Source organism: Specibacter sp. RAF43 (assembly GCF_052114065.1).
In the GTDB taxonomy this organism is placed as follows: Bacteria; Actinomycetota; Actinomycetes; order Actinomycetales; family Micrococcaceae; genus Specibacter.
Window position 1 is genome coordinate 72,757 of record NZ_JBFREA010000009.1, and the last position, 17,548, is coordinate 90,304.

General features: G+C 69.1%; 16 protein-coding genes. All 16 read right to left on the bottom strand.

Annotated elements, in window-relative coordinates; translation table 11 throughout:
* Positions 1-39: 39 nt before the first annotated feature.
* The gene (locus AB4Y80_RS06915; protein WP_442213036.1) at positions 40-963 is read right to left on the bottom strand and encodes an RluA family pseudouridine synthase; all 924 of its coding nucleotides are present in this window, start codon (positions 961-963) and stop codon (positions 40-42) included.
* Positions 956-1,492, bottom strand: coding sequence for a signal peptidase II (gene lspA, locus AB4Y80_RS06920; protein WP_442213071.1), 537 nt, complete (start codon positions 1,490-1,492; stop codon positions 956-958). Before lspA ends, AB4Y80_RS06915 begins: the two co-directional genes overlap by 8 nt.
* A gap of 259 nt (positions 1,493-1,751) precedes the next feature.
* Positions 1,752-2,426 (bottom strand): DivIVA domain-containing protein, encoded by a 675-nt coding sequence (locus tag AB4Y80_RS06925; RefSeq protein WP_442213038.1) that lies wholly within the window; start codon positions 2,424-2,426, stop codon positions 1,752-1,754.
* 145 nt (positions 2,427-2,571) lie between these two features.
* Positions 2,572-2,862, bottom strand: coding sequence for a YggT family protein (locus AB4Y80_RS06930; protein WP_442213040.1), 291 nt, complete (start codon positions 2,860-2,862; stop codon positions 2,572-2,574).
* A gap of 171 nt (positions 2,863-3,033) precedes the next feature.
* The gene (locus AB4Y80_RS06935) at positions 3,034-3,555 is read right to left on the bottom strand and encodes a cell division protein SepF (RefSeq protein WP_442213042.1); all 522 of its coding nucleotides are present in this window, start codon (positions 3,553-3,555) and stop codon (positions 3,034-3,036) included.
* A 117-nt stretch (positions 3,556-3,672) separates the two neighbouring features.
* On the bottom strand, positions 3,673-4,416 hold the full coding sequence (locus AB4Y80_RS06940) for a YggS family pyridoxal phosphate enzyme (RefSeq protein ID WP_442213043.1): 744 nt from the start codon (positions 4,414-4,416) through the stop codon (positions 3,673-3,675).
* Positions 4,417-4,466: 50 nt separating this feature from the next.
* Positions 4,467-5,255 (bottom strand): laccase domain-containing protein, encoded by a 789-nt coding sequence (locus tag AB4Y80_RS06945; RefSeq protein WP_442213073.1) that lies wholly within the window; start codon positions 5,253-5,255, stop codon positions 4,467-4,469.
* A 59-nt stretch (positions 5,256-5,314) separates the two neighbouring features.
* Positions 5,315-6,487: a cell division protein FtsZ gene (ftsZ, locus tag AB4Y80_RS06950; RefSeq protein WP_442213045.1), complete on the bottom strand. Its 1,173-nt coding sequence runs from the start codon at positions 6,485-6,487 to the stop codon at positions 5,315-5,317.
* Positions 6,488-6,768: 281 nt separating this feature from the next.
* The gene (locus tag AB4Y80_RS06955; RefSeq protein WP_442213048.1) at positions 6,769-7,896 is read right to left on the bottom strand and encodes a cell division protein FtsQ/DivIB; all 1,128 of its coding nucleotides are present in this window, start codon (positions 7,894-7,896) and stop codon (positions 6,769-6,771) included.
* Positions 7,889-9,373, bottom strand: coding sequence for a UDP-N-acetylmuramate--L-alanine ligase (murC, locus tag AB4Y80_RS06960; RefSeq protein ID WP_442213050.1), 1,485 nt, complete (start codon positions 9,371-9,373; stop codon positions 7,889-7,891). Before murC ends, AB4Y80_RS06955 begins: the two co-directional genes overlap by 8 nt.
* An 8-nt stretch (positions 9,374-9,381) precedes the next feature.
* Positions 9,382-10,518, bottom strand: a complete 1,137-nt coding sequence (gene murG, locus AB4Y80_RS06965; RefSeq protein ID WP_442213053.1) for an undecaprenyldiphospho-muramoylpentapeptide beta-N-acetylglucosaminyltransferase — start codon at positions 10,516-10,518, stop codon at positions 9,382-9,384.
* Positions 10,511-11,797, bottom strand: a complete 1,287-nt coding sequence (ftsW, locus tag AB4Y80_RS06970) for a putative lipid II flippase FtsW (RefSeq protein WP_442213055.1) — start codon at positions 11,795-11,797, stop codon at positions 10,511-10,513. The genes murG and ftsW overlap by 8 nt, the downstream gene beginning before the upstream one ends.
* The gene (gene murD / locus AB4Y80_RS06975) at positions 11,797-13,329 is read right to left on the bottom strand and encodes a UDP-N-acetylmuramoyl-L-alanine--D-glutamate ligase (protein WP_442213057.1); all 1,533 of its coding nucleotides are present in this window, start codon (positions 13,327-13,329) and stop codon (positions 11,797-11,799) included. The genes ftsW and murD overlap by 1 nt, the downstream gene beginning before the upstream one ends.
* Before the next feature lie 8 nt (positions 13,330-13,337).
* Positions 13,338-14,450 carry a phospho-N-acetylmuramoyl-pentapeptide-transferase gene (gene mraY, locus AB4Y80_RS06980; protein WP_442213060.1) on the bottom strand — a complete coding sequence of 371 codons (1,113 nt, stop codon included), beginning with the start codon at positions 14,448-14,450 and terminating at the stop codon, positions 13,338-13,340.
* A complete protein-coding gene (locus AB4Y80_RS06985) occupies positions 14,447-15,937 on the bottom strand; it encodes a UDP-N-acetylmuramoyl-tripeptide--D-alanyl-D-alanine ligase (protein ID WP_442213063.1) in 1,491 nt (496 codons plus the stop codon). Before AB4Y80_RS06985 ends, mraY begins: the two co-directional genes overlap by 4 nt.
* A 6-nt stretch (positions 15,938-15,943) precedes the next feature.
* The coding region (locus AB4Y80_RS06990) for a UDP-N-acetylmuramoyl-L-alanyl-D-glutamate--2,6-diaminopimelate ligase (RefSeq protein WP_442213065.1) at positions 15,944-17,548 on the bottom strand (1,605 nt) is incomplete at its 5' end.

Consider the following 17,548-nt stretch of genomic DNA (forward strand, 5'->3'; position numbering starts at 1 on the left):
CCGCCGCGGCGGGGGCGTGCCGGGCGGTGGCGCGGCTCCCTAGTGCCGGTCCCGCAGGGCCGTCAGGGCGTAGTCCAGATCCTGCGGGTACGGGCTGGTGACGCTTACTTGATCGCCGCTGGAGGGATGGGTGAAGCTGAGCTTGTGGGCGTGCAGCCACTGCCGGGTGAGGCCGAGTTCGGCCGCCAGCTTGGGGTCCGCACCGTAGGTGAGGTCCCCGGCACAGGGGTGCCGCAGGGCCGAGAAGTGCACCCGGATTTGGTGTGTCCGTCCCGTTTCCAGGTGCACCTCCACCAGCGAGGCCTTGCCAAAGGCTTCCAGCACCTCGTAGTGGGTGACGGACGGGCGGCCGTCCTCGATCACGGCAAAGCGCCAGTCATAGCCCGGGTGGCGGCCGATCGGCGCGTCGATGGTGCCGCGCAGGGGGTCCGGCAGGCCCTGGACCACGGCGTGATAGACCTTCTCAACGGTGCGATCCCGGAAGGCCTGCTTGAGCACCGTGTAGGCGTGTTCGCTCTTCGCCACCACCATGGCGCCGGAGGTGCCCACGTCCAGCCGGTGCACGATGCCGGCCCGCTCCTGCGCGCCGGAGGTGGCGATCCGGTAGCCGGCGGCCGCGAGCCCGCCCACGACCGTGGGTCCCACCCAGCCAGGCGAGGGATGCGCCGCCACCCCGACCGGTTTGTCGATGACGACGAATTCGTCGTCATCGAGGAGGATGTTCAGCCCCTCGACGGGTTCCACCACCACTGCCAGGGGGTCGGGCCGTTCGGGGATGGTCACTTGGACGCGGGCGCCGGCGCGGAACTTTTCCGACTTCGCCAAGATCGCGCCGTCCTGGAGCACATTGCCCTCCACGCACAGCAGCGCCGCGGCGGAGCGCGAGATGCCCAGGAGTTGGGCCAGGGCGGTGTCCGCGCGCTGCCCGGCCGCCTCCTCCGGGACCATGAAGGTCTCAGACATCGCCGGGCTCCCCCGCCGGGCCGGTCGCCGCCGGATTGGCGGCCGCGGCCGGTGTGGCGTTGCGCCCACGCAGGGGGACGCCCAGCAGTGTCAGGAGGCAGATGGTGATGACGCCCCCCACCACGCCCATGTCCGCCATGTTGAAGATGGCAAAGTGCGGGAAGGAGATGAAGTCCACCACATGTCCCATGCCGAAGGACGGTTCCCGGAACAGCCTGTCCGTCAGGTTGCCCAGGGCCCCGCCCAGGAGCAGTCCCAGTCCGATCCCCCACCACACGGATCCGATCCGCCGGGCCAGGACGATGATGTAGATCGACACGACGGCCATGATGATGGTGAACAGCCAGGTGAAGTTCTCGCCGATGGAGAACGCTGCCCCCGAATTGCGTATGTAGTACCACTGCAAGACGTGCGGAATGACGGGGGTCTGCTGCCCCTCCACCATGGTGGAGGTCACCCACTGCTTGGTCAGCTGGTCGCAGACATACGCCAGTGCCGCGAAGCCCAGCCACACCGCCACGTAGGTCATCCGATGCCGGACGGGTCCGGTGGCGGCCGGTGCCGCCGGGGATCCGCCGGTGACGCCGGCCACGGGTTCGTCAGAGGGGTGTTGCAAGGAGTCGTCGCTCATAGTACTTTCGTTACGTTGCGCCATCGGGACATGGTAAAACCGGACATACCAATACTAGGGTGTGGCGGCCGCAGGACTGCCATCCGGGCCGCGGCGGGCCTTAACGGCAAAAGGCCGGCATCCGGAATTATCCGGATACCGGCCTGCACGTGGTTATCTAGGAATCGGAGTTGCCCTCGGAGAAGTCCGGGGCCGCAACGGAGCCCCGGGAGTCCAGGTCGCGCAGCTGGCCTTCAATGTAGGTCTTCAGGCGTGAGCGGTAGTCGCGCTCGAAGCTGCGCAGCTGCTCCACCTTGCGTTCGAGCACGGCACGCTGCTGCTCCAGGGCACCGAGCGTCTTGCGGCTCTTCTCCTGGGCATCGTTAACCAGCGAGCTGGCCTCGATCTGGGCTTCGGCGATGATCTTGTCGCGCTGTTCCACGCCGGCGTTGACGTATTCGTCGTGCAGCTTCTGGGCCATGGCCAGGACGCCGGCGGCGGACTCGATGCCGGTGATCTGGGCACCGCCGCCCGAGGTGGGCTCTGCCTCCTTGGCCGCCGGGGCGGCCGCGACAACAGGTTCCGCGACGACGGGTGCCACCGGAGCCTCCTTGACGACCGGAGCGGCTTCGGGCACCTTCTCCTGGACGGGCGCGGTGGTCTTGGACGCGGCCGCCGTGCCTGACTCGCAGTCGGCCAGCTTCTTGCGTAGCTCGTCGTTTTCAGTATGCAAACGGCGGAGTTCGACGACGATTTCGTCAAGAAAGTCGTCGACTTCGTCTTGGTCGTAGCCTTCACGGAACTTCGTCGGCTGGAACCGTTTGTTGACAACGTCTTCTGGCGTTAGCGCCATCTAGTCACCTCATTGGTCTTAGTGAGTTCGGAACCGGCCGAAGCCATCCTTACTACGGTACCGAATACAGATCTAGCGATCTGCACTTGGGGTCTATCGCTTTTTACAATATAGCCTTTGGGCTTTGAAAACTAACGACGCGGCGCTAGCTAACAAAACTCCTTGTGATACTCATCCCAATGCCCACCACGACCAGCAGCAGCAGGAAGCCGATGTCCAGGGCCACGCTGCCGATCCGCACCGGCGGAATCAGCGCCCGGAGCTTGCGCAGCGGCGGGTCCGTGAGGCGGTAGATGAACGATGCGCCGACCAGCGCGAGCCCGCGCGGGCGCCAATTCCGGGCGAACACCTGGATCCAGTCAAATACCAAACGGATCATCAGGGTCAGGAAGTAGAGCAGCAACAGCAGGTACAGGAGGAAGAAAACAATTGACACGCGCGTGAACACATTCCCTAGGTGGCGGAACAAACTGGAATTAACACTGTACTAATTACCAACGCCGGTTTGCACCGTCCGGTTGCCCGGGGCGGTTGCACCGGTACCCGCTATAACGCACTGCCCGGCCACAAAGTGCCCGGGCAATGTCAATTCCAGTTGGTGCGCCGGCTAGCTCTGGTTGAAGAAGCTGGCCTGCGTGTCCGAAATCTTCTTGTCGTCGCCCAATACCTCAATGTAGGACGGCGAGAGCAGGAACACCTTGTTGGTGACCCGTTCAATGGAGCCGCGCAGGCCAAATACCAGCCCGGCTGAGAAGTCAACGAGCCGCTTGGCGTCGGCCTCACCCATGTCGGTGACGTTCATGATGACCGGAATGCCGTCGCGGAAGCTCTCCCCGATGATTTTTGCGTCGTTGTAGGAGCGGGGGTGAACAGTTGTGATTTGACGCAAGCTTGCAGCCTCTTCCCGATTTGATGCGGCACGCTTGATGGGTGTCACGGGTGCCCGGTATTCGTCGTCGCCGGCCTTGGGTGCGACCGGTTCCGCCACGGGTTCCGGCGCCGTGTCGCGGTCGAAGTCATTTGAGTATTCGTCGCTTTTCGGCACTGACGGGGCATGCTCGCCGTCGTAGTGCTCGTCACCATCGGCGAGCCCAAGATAGATCATTGTCTTGCGCAGAGCGCCAGCCATGGTTAGCTCCTCATTAGTCTGCTTTTGCGGGTGGGTAAAGCGGGTCGGCAAAACTGGCGACTTAATTACTGACTTCGAAATCGTTTTATTTCAAAGTCGTTGCCAATACCCAAAACGCTACCCCACGGGCGGACGCGGGCCGAGTATATCGGAACCGACACGCAGGTGTGTCGCACCCCACCGAATGGCCGCCTCAAGGTCCGTGCTCATGCCGGCGGAGATCGCCCCGGCGCCCGGGTGTTCGGCCGTCATGGCCGCGGAAATCCGGGCCAGAAGAGCGAAGGCCGGTTCCGGATCGGCCCCCAGCGGCGCCACGGCCATGACTCCGGCGAGCCGCAGCCCGGCCGCCGCGGCCACCAGGTCCGCCAGCCTGGGGACCTCCGACGGCGCGGCCCCGCCCCGGGCGTGCGGCCTGCCGCCGGGCGGCTCCTCGCCGCCGGGTGCGGCGCCGGAGAGGTCCACCTGGATGAAGCACTCCAGGTCCGCCCGCCCGTCAAGGTCCCGCTGGGCCGCCATGGCGCGCCCCAGGGCCCGCACGAGCGGGGCCCGGTCGATCGAGTGCACCGCATGGGCATACCGCACCACGGACTTGGCCTTGTTGCTTTGGAGCTGCCCGATGAAGTGCCAGCGCAGGGCGGGGTCCCCCACCTCCGCGGCCTTGGCGCCCGCCTCCTGGTCCCGGTTCTCCCCCACATCCCCGACGCCGAGGAGCCGCAGCCGCCGCACATCTTCGGCGGGGTGGAATTTCGTCACGACGATCAGGGTCGGTGCCGCGGCGTCGCCGGCGGCCCGGCGGATCCGCTCCCGCACGGCGGAGAGGTTGTCCTGCAGGTGGTGCGCGCGGGCATCCAGGGTGTTCATGCGTGGGGTTCCTTCATCAGTTCGGCTGGCGGGACGGTCGGTGCGCCCGGTCAGGGAAACCGGCCGCCGGCGTGGGCGGCGAAGCCGATGAACCGGCCCTCGGCCTCGCCGTCGCGGACCGCCCGGCGGTGCGAGAAGAATTCACGGTGTTCGAGCGTGCACACGCCCACGTCACGGACGGGCACGTCGAGGGCGGCCAGCTGTGCGACGACGGCGGCCGGCAGGTCCAGGGCCGGCGTTCCCCAGGACGTGGTGGCAAAGGCGGCCGGCGCCACGGCCGCCACGGCGGCCCGCATCGCCTCCGGGACCTCATAGCACCGCCCGCACACGCTGGGGCCGATCCATGCCTGGACCGCGGTGGCGCCGGCGCGGCGCAATTCGCCGACCGTGGCCGCGATGACGCCCGCCTGCACGCCGGGGCGGCCGGCGTGGGCCACGCCCAGGACGGCCTCCCCGCCGCCCGCCCGGCCCACCAGGACCACGGGCACGCAGTCGGCGACCATCACCGCAAGGCTGGCGGAGCGCGAGACCATTGCGTCCGCCGTCGGGCCCGGAAGCACCGGCACACCCGACGGCGCCGGCCCGGCTGCCGGGGCGTCGGACCCTTCAATGACGGCCACGTCGCGGCCGTGCACCTGGTTCATGTACCGCAGGCGGACACTCTCGCCGGACCCTGCCGCCGCAGCCGGGAAGGACAGGGCGGTGAGCTCCGCGTCCAGGGCGGCCCGGCGGGCGGCGACGCGAGCGGGGTCGTCGCCGACGTGAAAGGCCAGGTTGCCGGAGGTGGCGTCGGTGAAGCCCACCCACACTCCCGGGCGTACTTCTTCACAAAACCACATCACAGGCAAGCTGACCTTCCAGCGCCGGCCGGGCCGGCATGGTGCTCTTCGGGCGGGACCTACTTCAGGAAGTCGGGCACGTCCAGATCGTCGGCGCGGTGGCCGGTGAGATCCGGTTCCACGATGGCCGGCAGCTCGACGTCGAAGCCGCCGTCGGCCGGAACGTGGGACGTTGACTGCTGTCCCCACTGGTTCAGGTTGGTCACCGTGGCGCCGGCCGGAACGGCCTGCGGGGCCGGCGGTACGGCCGGCGCCGCGGCACTCTCGGCGGCCTCGGCCCCGGAATCCGTGGAATCGAAGCCGGCGGCGATGACCGTCACGCGCACCTCGTCGCCCAGGGCGTCGTCGATGACGGCGCCGAAGATGATGTTGGCCTCGGGGTGGGCCACTTCCTGGACCAGGCGGGCGGCCTCATTGATCTCGAACAGGCCCAGGTCGGAGCCGCCCTGGATGGACAGCAGGACGCCGTGGGCGCCGTCGATCGAGGCCTCCAGCAGCGGGGAGGCGATGGCGAGCTCGGCGGCCTTGACGGCACGATCCTCGCCCCGGGCGGAGCCGATGCCCATCAGCGCGGAGCCGGCGCCCTGCATGACGGACTTGACGTCGGCGAAATCCAGGTTGATCAGGCCCGGGGTGGTGATGAGGTCGGTGATGCCCTGCACGCCCGAGAGCAGCACCTGATCGGCGGAGCGGAACGCGTCAAGGACGGAGACGTTGCGGTCGCTGATGGACAGGAGGCGGTCGTTGGGAATAACGATCAGGGTGTCGACCTCATCGCGCAACGCCTCGATGCCGCTGTCGGCGCTCGTGGCGCGGCGACGGCCCTCGAAGGTGAAGGGACGGGTGACCACGCCGATGGTCAGCGCGCCCAGCGTGCGGGCGATCCGGGCCACGACGGGCGCGCCGCCCGTACCGGTGCCGCCGCCCTCACCGGCCGTCACGAAGACCATGTCGGCCCCGCGAAGGACCTCTTCGATCTCTTCCTGGTGGTCCTCGGCGGCCTGGCGGCCGACGTCGGGGTTGGCGCCGGCACCCAGGCCGCGCGTGAGCTCCCGGCCAACGTCGAGCTTCACGTCGGCGTCACTCATCAGCAACGCCTGGGCGTCGGTATTGATGGCAATGAACTCAACACCGCGCAAGCCGACGTCAATCATGCGGTTCACTGCATTCACGCCGCCGCCGCCGATGCCGACGACCTTGATGACGGCCAAGTAATTCTGGGGTGCTGCCACGTTACGTGTCCCTTGTTCGTATCTTGCTTCAGGTTCTTGGGTGATGCGGTCGCTATGGGTAAAACCGAGTCGATGCCGGGGCCGCCTGTGTCGTTTCCAACACCAACCTTCGACCAACGCCTGAAACCCTGTAGCTTAACCTTCAAGTTGAAGGTTATAGTTATGTCAACTAACTCTTGTCAGTGACGCTATGGCGCATCGGAGCCGCATGCAATAACCGCCCCCGCGTGTCGTGCGGAATCCGAGGAAAAAGTGGCAAATGCCTCGCCCGCCGCCCCTCCCTAGCGTGTCACAGGATGGCGGGGCGCGCTGACATCATAGACGTTGACCGGCGGCGGTTCCGCCTTGCCGGCCTCCGGGGCCGGCGGCGGGGCCAGGATCAGTGCCTCCAGGACCTGTGCCTTCAGCTCCATGTCCGATTCGTTCCCCCAGACGACCGTCTTGCCGTCGTCAAGCTTTAGTTCCACCGCGTTGGGCGATTTTGCGGAGGCGTTGGCCAGCTTGGTGAGCACCGATTGCGGGAGCGTGGCCAGCACCGCCGTCATGGCCGCAAACGTGTCCCTGCCGATCGCGGCCTTGCCGCCGTCGATCAGCGGCAGCGCCACCTTGGCGGGGTCCTTCGTGGAACCCAGCTGCACGCCGTCCTGATCCACCAGCAGGTAGGCGCCGCCGTGCTTGAGCAGCGCCACCGGGATCCGCTCCACCACGTGGACCAGCAACGTCGACGGCGGCCGGGCCTCGATCGTGAAGCTCTTGACTTGCGGCACCGACTTGAGCAGCTCACCGACCTCCGCCCGCGTGACCTGTGGCAGCGGCCTGTTCAGCAGCGGCTGCACGCTCTTGTGCAGCGTGGCGGCCGGGACCAGCTTTTGCCCGTCGAACGTGACGGTCTTCACGGCCAGGACCGGCGAAAACAGGGCCAGCGCCATGACCAGCCCCAGTACGACGGCGACGCCCGCCAACGCCAGCAACGCCCGCCTTTTGCGCCGCTTGTGTTCCGGTTCCGGAAAGACCAGCACGGTGGCGCCGCTGCCCGGGTGCGCCGTCCCATCGGCAGGGGTTTGCGCCCGGGGACCGGGCTGTGCCGCGCCCGGACGTGCGGGTTCCGGACGTGCCGCGCCGCGCTTTGGACGAGCGGCGGCGCGCCTTGGGCGTCCCGTCCCACGCACCTGTGTTGCCGCGCCGCGCGTTGGGCTCGCAACGGGAATGGGGGTAACGGAAACCTTGCCGCCGGCGCGCGCCCGGACATTGCTGCCGGCAGCCGGTTCGGCAGCGGCCTGGGATTCGGCAGCAGGCTGCGGCTCGGCCGTGGACGCCGGATCCGGCCCGCCGGCCGGCCCGCCGGCCGGGCCGAGGGGCCGGCCGCCGGGCCGGGATTGGATGACGCGGGGGCGCCGGGGCTCAGCCACGCGGACTGCCGGTCTCCGGGGCGGGCGCGCCCCGGTCGAGTTCGTTGAGGGCGGCGACCAATGCGGCACCGTATTGGGTGACGTCCCCGGCACCAATGGTCACAATGATGTCACCGGGGCGGGCGGCGGAAGCGAGCGCGGCCACGGCCGCTGCGGGATCGGGTGCGTAGCCGGTCGGGGCCCGCAGGGCGTCGGTGATGAGGCTACTGGTGACGCCCGGGATGGGGTCCTCGCGGGCCGGATAGATGTCCAGGACGGCCACGGTGTCGGCCAGCTCCAGCGCCGCGGCAAAGTCGGCGGCAAACGCCCGGGTACGGGAGAAAAGGTGCGGCTGGAACAGCACGTGCACCTTGTGCCCGTCGGCCACCGTTCTGGCCGCGTGCAGGGCGGCGGTCACTTCGGTGGGATGGTGGGCGTAGTCGTCAAAGACGCGGACCCCGCCCCCCTCCCCCTTGGCCTCAAAGCGGCGGGCCGCGCCGCGGAACCCGGCCAGTGCCGCCACGGCCGCGTCCACGTCCACGCCGAGTTCCCGTGCGACCGCCACGGCGGCGGCGGCGTTGCGAATGTTGTGCGCGCCCGGCACCTGCAGGCGCAGGGTGATCTCGCGGGCCGCGGGGTCCCCCGGCCTTCCTGCTGCGATTCGCAGCGTGGTTTCGGTGTGGAGTCCCTCGCCCGTGCCGGCGATGATGTGCACGTCGGCGCCGCGGGAATACCCGTAGGTGACGCTGCGGTGCCCGGCCGCCGATGCCCGGGCGGCCAGGGCGGCCGAACCGGCGTCGTCGGCGCAGGCGATGAGCACGCCGTCGGCCGGCACCAGGGACACAAAGGAGTCGAAGGAGGCAACGACGGCCTCGGCGGTGCCGTAGAAGTCAAGGTGGTCGGCCTCGAGGTTGGTCACGACGGCGATGGCCGGGCGGTAGTTCAGGAATGACGCGTCGGATTCATCGGCCTCGGCCACAAACACGTCGGCGCTCCCGCTGGCCGCATTGACGCCCAGCCCCTGCACGGTCCCGCCCACGGCAAAGGAGGCGTCAACGCCGGCACCGTGGAGCATGACGGTGATCATCGAGGTGGTGGTGGTCTTCCCGTGTGTCCCGGCGACGGCAACCACCCGGTCCCCGCCCATCGCGGCGGCCAGCGCCTGCGACCTGTGCAGGACGGGCAACCCGGCGGCCCGGGCCGCGGAGAGTTCCGGATTGTCCGCTCGGATCGCCGTCGAGACAACCACCGTGTCCGCGCCGCGCACGTGGTCGGCGGCGTGCCCCACGTGCACGTCGGCGCCCAGCGCGGCCAGCGCGTCCAGCCCCGCCGACGCCTTCCCGTCCGAGCCGCTGACCGGCACGCCGCGGCCCAGCATGATGCGCGCCACGGCCGACATGCCGGCGCCGCCGATGCCGATGAAGTGCACCCGGCCCAGTTGCCCCAGGGTGGGCGCCACGTAGTGCCCCGGTCCGGGATTGCTGGAAATAGCTGCCATTGTTCCCCTCACTTTCCTGCCGCGGCGATGACCATGTCCGCCATGCGCTCGGCGGCGTCGCGAATTCCGTGCTCGGCCGCCCGGGCCGCCATGGCCGCCAGCCGCCGCGAATCCAGGCACAACGGGATCACCTCGGCGGAAATCCAGGCGGCATCGAGGTCGGCGTCGGCCACCAGCAGGGCCGCATCGGCCGCCACCAGCTCGGCGGCGTTGCGGGCCTGCTCGCCGTTGCCCACCGGCAGCGGCACAAATACCGCCGGCAGCCCGACTGCGGCCACCTCCGAGACGGTCCCGGCACCCGAGCGGCACAGCAGGACGTCGGCGGCGGCGTAGGCGTCCTCCATGGCGTCCACGTACTCGACCTGCCGGTACAGGGGCGCGGTGAGCAGGCCGCCGTCGTCCGTCGTGACGGACTTGTTGTGGCCGGTGATGTGCAGTGTCTGGATGCCGGCGGCGGCGAGGGCCCGGACGGATTCCGCCACGGCCCGGTTCAGGCGCAGGGCGCCCAGGGAACCGCCGGTGACGATCAACGTGGGGCGGGCCGGGTCCAGCCCGAGTCGTGCCCGGGCTCCGTTGCGGGCGGCCTGACGGTCCAGCCCGGCGACGGCGGCGCGCATGGGCATCCCCACGAGCCGGCCGTTGCGGATCCTGGTGGCGGCGAACGCGGTGCCCACGTGGCTGCTGTAGCGGGCGCCGACCTTGTTGGCCAGCCCGGCCTTGGTGTTGGCCTCATGGATGACGATCGGGATGGCCAGGGACTTGGCCGCCAGGTACATCGGCGTGCACACGTAGCCGCCGACGCCGACCAGGACGTCGGCCCGGGCGTCCGTGAGGATGTCCTTGGACCGGGCGACGGCGCGGCGCATGCGCGCGGGCAGCTTCAGCAGCTCCGGGGACGGCCGGCGGGGCAGCGGGACCCGCGGGATGGTCGCCAGGGCAAATCCGGCGGCCGGGACCAGCCGTGTCTCCAGCCCGTCGTCCGTGCCCACGGCGAGGATGCCGGCCTGTGGCAGGCGGTTGCGGAGGGCGTGGGCGATCGCCAGCAGGGGGCTCACATGCCCGGCCGTGCCGCCGCCGGCCAGGACCACGGAGAGGGATGGATGCTCGCGGCCGGCGCGGCCGGGGGCGGGGTTGTTTTCAGTCATGAATCGTGGGGGTACTTTCTGGTTCGGCCCGGGCGAAGGAGAGGACCACGCCGATGGCCATGAGCACCATCACCAGTGCGCTGCCGCCGTAGGAAATCAAGGGTAGCGGGACGCCGATGACGGGCAGGATGCCCGCCACCATGGCGATGTTGACGAAGGCCTGGCCGATGATCCAGGCTAGGATGGCGCCGCACACAATCCGGGCAAACGGTTCGTCGCGTTTCATGATCACCCGAAAGATCGCGAAGGCCAGCACCCCGTACAGGGCGATGATGACCAAGGTGCCAAGGAGCCCAAACTCCTCGCCGAGGATCGCGAAGATGAAGTCGTTGTGCGCCTCCGGGATCCAGCTCCACTTTTGCCGGCTTTGGCCCAGGCCAACACCCCACCAGCGCCCGGAGGCCAGCGCGTACAGGCCGTTGGTGGCCTGGTCGCACAGGCCGGTGTTGCACTCCCCCATCCAGCCGGCCAGGCGGGAGGTCCTGTTGCCGCTGAACGCCGCCAGCAGGGCCGCGGCGCCGATCCCGACGGCCAGGGAGGGCAGGAGCAGCTTCATGGAGGCGCCGCCGAAGAACAGTCCGGCCGCGATCACGGACATGACGATCACCGCCGTGCCAAGGTCGTGCCCGGCCAGGACCAGGATGACGACAACGGCGCTTACCGGCACCACCGGGACGACGGTGTGCCGCCATTGGCGGATCAGCTCGCCCTTGCGGGCCAGGACCATCCCCATCCACAAGGCGAGGGCCAGCTTGGCGGCCTCGGAGGGCTGGAAGCTGAATTCGCCGAGGTTGATCCAGTTCCTGTTGCCGCCCACCTCCATGCCCATGGGCGTAAACACCAGAAGGAGCAGCACGATGGAGAGCCCCAGGGCCGGCCAGGCCAGTCGCTTCAGGGCCGGGGGGCGCAGGAAGGACAGCACCATCATCAGGACCAGGCCGAACCCGGCAAACATGCTTTCCTTGATGAACAGCGAATACGGGTCCTTGCCCGCGGAGATGGACTCGGCCGCCGACGCGGAAAGTACCGTCATCAGCCCGATGCAGGTCAGTGCCACCGTGGTGCCGATGATCCAGTAATAGGAGGCGCCGGGGCGCCCGGCCAGCACGTTGATCCGACGGCGCGCCCGCTGCCAGCGGCCCGGCTCGACGCTGTCGGCGGCGGGCTGGGCAGTAGTTTCGGCGGCAGTTTCGGCGGGCTTCGCGGCTGTTTCGGCGGCGGTGCGCGCGGATCGCAGCCGGTTGGCTGCCGTTCCGGGTTGTGCCGGGGTCCTGGCCATTATGACTCCTTGGTGCCGGTCGCCTGTCCGTCCAACAGCTCGCGGACCGCGTTGATGAATGACCGGCCGCGATGGGCATAGGAGGAGAACTGGTCCATCGAGGCCGACGCCGGGGCCATGAGCACCGTGTCACCGTCGGCCGCCAGCTCCGCCGCCGCCGCGACGGCCGCAGCCATGACGGCGTCACCCAAGAGCGGCGTTGCCGCATTGCCGTCCCTGCCAGTGTGGGCCCTGCCGGTGCCGATGACCGGCACATCCGGGGCGTGTCGGGCCAGGGCGGCGGCCAGCGCGCTGCTGTCCGTACCGATCAGCACCACGGCCTTGAGCCTGTCGGCGTACTCCTCCACCAGGGCGTCGTAGGCGACACCCTTGGCCAGGCCGCCGGCAATCCAGATCACGGGGCGGAACGCGGACAGCGACGCCGCGGCCGCATGCGGGTTGGTGGCCTTGGAGTCGTTGACCCACAAGATGCCGTTGGCCCTCGCCACCGGCTGGATGCGGTGCTCGCCGGATTCGTAGGCCTTCAGCCCGTCCCGGACGTTTTCCGGTGCCAAGCCGATGGCGCGGACCAGTGCGGCGGCGGCCGCCGCGTTGGCCACCAGGTGACGGGGCACCAGGTCCGCGATGTCGCTGACCTGGGCCAGTTCGACTGCGGAATCCCTGCGTTCGGCGATGAAGGCCCGGTCCACGATCAGGCCCTCCACGACCCCGACCATGCTCACGGCCGGCATGCCGGTGGTGAAGCCGATCGCGCGGCAGCCTTCCCGGACATCGGCGGCCTCCACCATGCGTTCTGTTTCAATCTGCTCGGCGTTGTACACGCAGGCGATCTTGGTGTTGTTGTAGATCTTGGCCTTGTCGGCCGCGTAGGCAGCAAAGCTGCCGTGCCAGTCCACGTGGTCCTCGGCCAGGTTCAGGCACACGCTGGCGRCCGGTTCCAGGGATTCGGTGAAGTGCAGCTGGAAGGTCGAGAGCTCCACGGCCAGCGCATCCCAGCCCTGCGGATCCCGCACGGCGTCCAGGATGGGCGTGCCGATGTTGCCGGCGGCAATGGCTCGCAGCCCGGCGGCCTGGAGCATGGCCTCCACCATGGTGGTGGTGGTGGTCTTGCCGTTGGTGCCGGTGATGGTGATCCACTCGGCGGTCTTGCGACCAGCCTTCGTGCGCACCCGCCAGGCCAGTTCAACGTCGCCCCAGATGGGGACCCCGGCGGCCGCCGCGGCCGCGAGCAGCGGATGGGTGGGGCGGAAGCCGGGACTGGTGACCACCAGTTCGGCCGGCTCCCCGCCGACCAGGGGCAGCACGGTGGAGGTGTCCGGGCCCAGGATGACATCCTCGACCCCGACCAGCTTGAGGGTGTCGGCGCTGCGGCGGGCGGCGTCGTCGTCGGACGCGGCCACCACCACAACCCGGGCGCCCAGTTCGGCCAGGGTGTCCGCGACGGAAAAGCCGGTCTTGGAGATGCCGGTGACCACCACGCGCAGCCCCGACCAGTCAGCGTCCCAGCTGGTCAGTGAATCAAGTCGGCTCATTTTGGCACTCACAGTCGAACGATCCATTCAGCGTAGAAGGCACCCAGCCCGACGGCCACCATCAGTCCGGCCAGGATCCAGAAGCGCACCACCACGGTGACCTCGGCCCAGCCCTTGAGCTCGAAGTGGTGTTGCAGGGGGGCCATCCGGAACACGCGTTTGCCGCGGGTCAGCTTGAAGAAGCCCACCTGGATGATGACGGAGGCGGTGATGAGCACGAACAGCCCGCCGATGACGGCCAGCAGCATCTCGGTGCGGGAGAGGATGGCGAAGCCGGCCATGGCCCCGCCAATGGCGAGCGAGCCGGTGTCGCCCATGAAGATCTTGGCCGGGGAGGTGTTCCACCAGAGGAATCCGATCAGCGCCGCGAACATGATGACGGCCACCAGGGACAGGTCCAGCGGGTCACGAACCTCGTAGCAGACGGTTTGCGAGGGAATCTTGCGGGAGCCGCAGGCCTGGCTGCTCTGCCACAGTCCGATCAGCGTGTAGGCGCCAAAGACCAGGATGGCCGCACCGGTGGCCAGCCCGTCCAAACCGTCGGTGAGGTTTACGCCGTTGGTCGCGGCGGCGATGATGAAGTTGGACCAGAGCACGAACAGCACCACCCCCACCCCGGCGCCGGCAAAAGCCAGGTTCAGTGCGGGAATGTCGCGGGCAAAGGAGATGAACATGCTGGCCGGCGTCTTGCCGGTGCTGTCCGGAAAGTTCAGTGCCATCAGCGCGAAGGCGATCCCGACAATGCCCTGGCCGAGCAGCTTGGCCTTGGCGTCGAGCCCAAGGCTGCGCTGGTGGGAAATCTTCAGGTAGTCATCGAGCAGCCCCACCAGCCCCATGCCCACCATCAGGAAGATCATCAGCAGCCCGGACGCCGTCGGTCCCTGCGAATTCGGGTTGATCAGCCAGATGATCAGGTGCGTGATGAAATACGAGGCCACGACCGAGCCCACCACCACGGTGCCGCCCATGGTGGGGGTGCCGCGCTTGATGTGGTGGGTGGTGGGGCCGTCGTCGCGAATGATCTGGCCGTATCCCTTTTTGACCAGGAAGCGAATGAACAGCGGCGTGCCGATCATGGCCAATGCCAGGGCCAGTCCGGTACCTATGAGCAATGCGATCATGACCGCTGCGTCCTTTCACCGGTACCGTCTGGGGCGTTCCTCGTGGGTAATGCTATCCGATCGCCCAGAAACCGCAGTCCGGCGCCGTTGGAGGATTTGAACAGGACCACGTCACCCGGAAGCAGCTCTCTCTCCAGCACTTCAAGGGCCGCCTCGGCGTCCGAGACGAACATGGATTCATCGCCCCAGGAACCTTCCATGACGGCGCCCACATGCATGGCCCGCGCCCCCGTCCCGACCACCACCAGCCGGGAGATGTTCAGCCGCACGGCCACCCGGCCGACGGCGTCGTGCGCCAGCACGGAGTCCTCGCCCAGTTCAAGCATCTCCCCGAGGACCGCCCAGGTGCGCCGGGCACCGCTGGCGCCCAGTTCGGCCAGGGTGCGCAGGGCCGCACGCATGGATTCGGGGTTGGCGTTGTAGGCGTCGTTGATGACGGTGACGCCGTCGGGCCGGTCGGTGCGCTCCATGCGGTAGCGGCTCACCGGGCCCTGCGCGCCGAGGGAGGCGGCAATGACCGCGGCGTCAATCCCGGCGGCGTGCGCGGCGGAGGCGGCGGCCAGCAGGTTTGTCACATGGTGGAGGCCCAGCAGCTTGCTGTGCACGGCGAAGGACTCACCGCCGCCGGGGAAGGACAGGTCGAATTCCGGGTTGCCGTCGGCATTGGTGCGCACGTTGCGTGCCTGCACGGTGTCCGGGGTGTCGGCGTCGGCGCTGGTAAAGAACGTCACGGGTGCCGCGGTGCGGGCGGCCATGGCCCGCACGCGCGCGTCGTCAAAGTTCAAGATGGCCGTGCCGCCGGCGGGCAACGCCGCCGGCAGTTCACCCTTGGCGGTTGCGATGTTCTCAATGGAGCCGAACTCGCCGGCATGGGCGCTGCCAACGCACAGGACGACGCCGATGTCCGGGTGGACGAGATGGGAGAGGTAGGTGATCTGGCCGGTCTTGGTGGCACCCATCTCAATGATGAGGTAGCGAGTGTCCAAGGTGGCACGGAACACGGTCAGCGGCACGCCCACCTCGCCGTTGTAGGAGCCGACCGGCGCCACGGTTTCGGCCAGGGGTGAGAGGATCCCGGCCAGCAGGTCCTTGGTGGTGGTCTTGCCGGCCGAGCCGGTGATGCCGATGACGGTCAGCGGGGAATGCGCACGGATCCGGCGCACCACCTCGGCAGCCAGGGCGCCCATGGCGAGCACCGCGTCGGCGACGATGACCGCCGGGAAGTGCGCAGCGCCGTCGGACCCGCCGCCCTCCACCGAGACGTCGCGTTCGGCCAGGGCCAGCACGGCGCCGGCGGCAAAGGCGGCCGGCACGAAGTCGTGGCCGTCGGCGTGCTCGCCGGCCTTGGCAACGTACAGGCTGCCGGCGACGGCGTCCCGCGAATCGGTGACGATGCCGGCCACGTTGATGCGGGTTTGCGGATCGGTGCCGGCGGACAGCCGGCCATTGGCAAGGGCGGCAATCGTGGCCGCGGAAAAATAAATCATGGCTGTCTAGGACTCTATCCTGCTCGCGGAAGCGACGGGGAATCCCCGGTGGGCCAGGGCGCTCCGCAGTTCAACCCTGTCGTCAAGGGCGACGTTGACGCCCTTGACCTCTTGATAAACTTCGTGACCGCGCCCGGCCACCAGGATGGTGTCCGCCGGCCCGGCCAGCGCCACGGCTCGCCGGATGGCCGCCGCGCGTTGGTCAAATTCCTCGACAACCCGGCCCAGCTTCAGCCGTGCGTTCGCGTCCACGGCGCCGGCCAGGACGCCGGCCCGGATCGCGGCGGGGTCCTCGTCGTGGGGATCGTCGTCGGTGATTATCACCACATCGGCTCCCTGCACGGCGATGGCGCCCATGATGGGGCGCTTGGTCACGTCCCGCTCCCCCGTGGCGCCAAAAACCACAATGACCTTCGAGGCGGCGGCGGGCGATCGCACGGCCTCCAGCGCCCGTTCCAGGGCATCGGGATTGTGCGCAAAGTCCACGATCGCCACCGGCGCGGTGCCCACCAGCTGCATGCGCCCGGGCACGTCCAGGGTGAAGGGGTCGTGGGCGTCCAGGGCCGCCTGCACGGCCCGGACGACGGCGGTCGTTCCGTCGCCGGTGCCCGCCCCGTTTTCGGGCAGGGACAGGAGCTGTTCGAGGACCATGACCACCGCCAGGGCGGCGTTGGAGACGTTGAAGCCGCCGGGCAGCCCGGTGTGGACGGTCAGCGTTGCCCCGCCGGGGCCGTGCAGCGCAAAGCGGGAGCCGATCCCGTCCCGGTCGACCCGGCCCACGTGCCAGTGCGGCGGGGAAAATTCCGGCCCCGCCGGCTCAGGCACTCTCGTTTCAGAGACGGCGGGGGGCCGGGTTGCCAGGGTGGCCGTCGGGACGGTGGCCGCCGCGGCCATCCGGCGCCCCCAGTGGTCATCGACGGTGACCACGGCGCGTCGGGCCTGCTCCGGCGCGAAGAGCGCGGCCTTCGTGGCGAAGTAGTCCTCCATGGTCCCGTGCAGATCGAGGTGGTCCTGGGTGAGGTTGGTGAAGCCGGCGACGTCAAAGCGCACCGAATCGACGCGCCCAAACGCCAGGGCGTGCGAGGACACCTCCATGGACGCCGCATCCAGCCCGCGCTCGGCCATGACGGCCAGCAGCGCGTGCACGTCGGTGGATTCCGGCGTCGTCAGCTTGCTGGGGATGGGTTCGTCCCCGGCCAGGATCTCGATGGTGCCGATCAGGCCGGTGGACTTGCCCAGGGCGCGCAACAGGGAGTTCAGGAAGTAGGTGGTGGTGGTCTTGCCGTTGGTGCCGGTCACCGCGAAGAGCGGCATCCTTGCCCGTGCCGCGGTGCCGTAGACCAGGGCCGCGATCGCGCCGGCGCGGGCCCGAGGGTTCGCGCAGCGCAGCACCGGCACGGCGAGGGAATCGCCCAGCTGGTGGGCGCCGTCGTCGTCCGTGAGCACCGCGACGGCACCGGCGGCAATGGCGGCAGCGGCGAATTGGGCGCCGTGGGCGTGGGCGCCGGGCAGCGCGATGTACAGGTCGCCGGGCGCGACGGCCCGCGAATCCAGGCTGACGCCGCGGACCTCGGGGCCGCCGGCCGGCCGGGCGGCCCCGGCCAGCTCGGC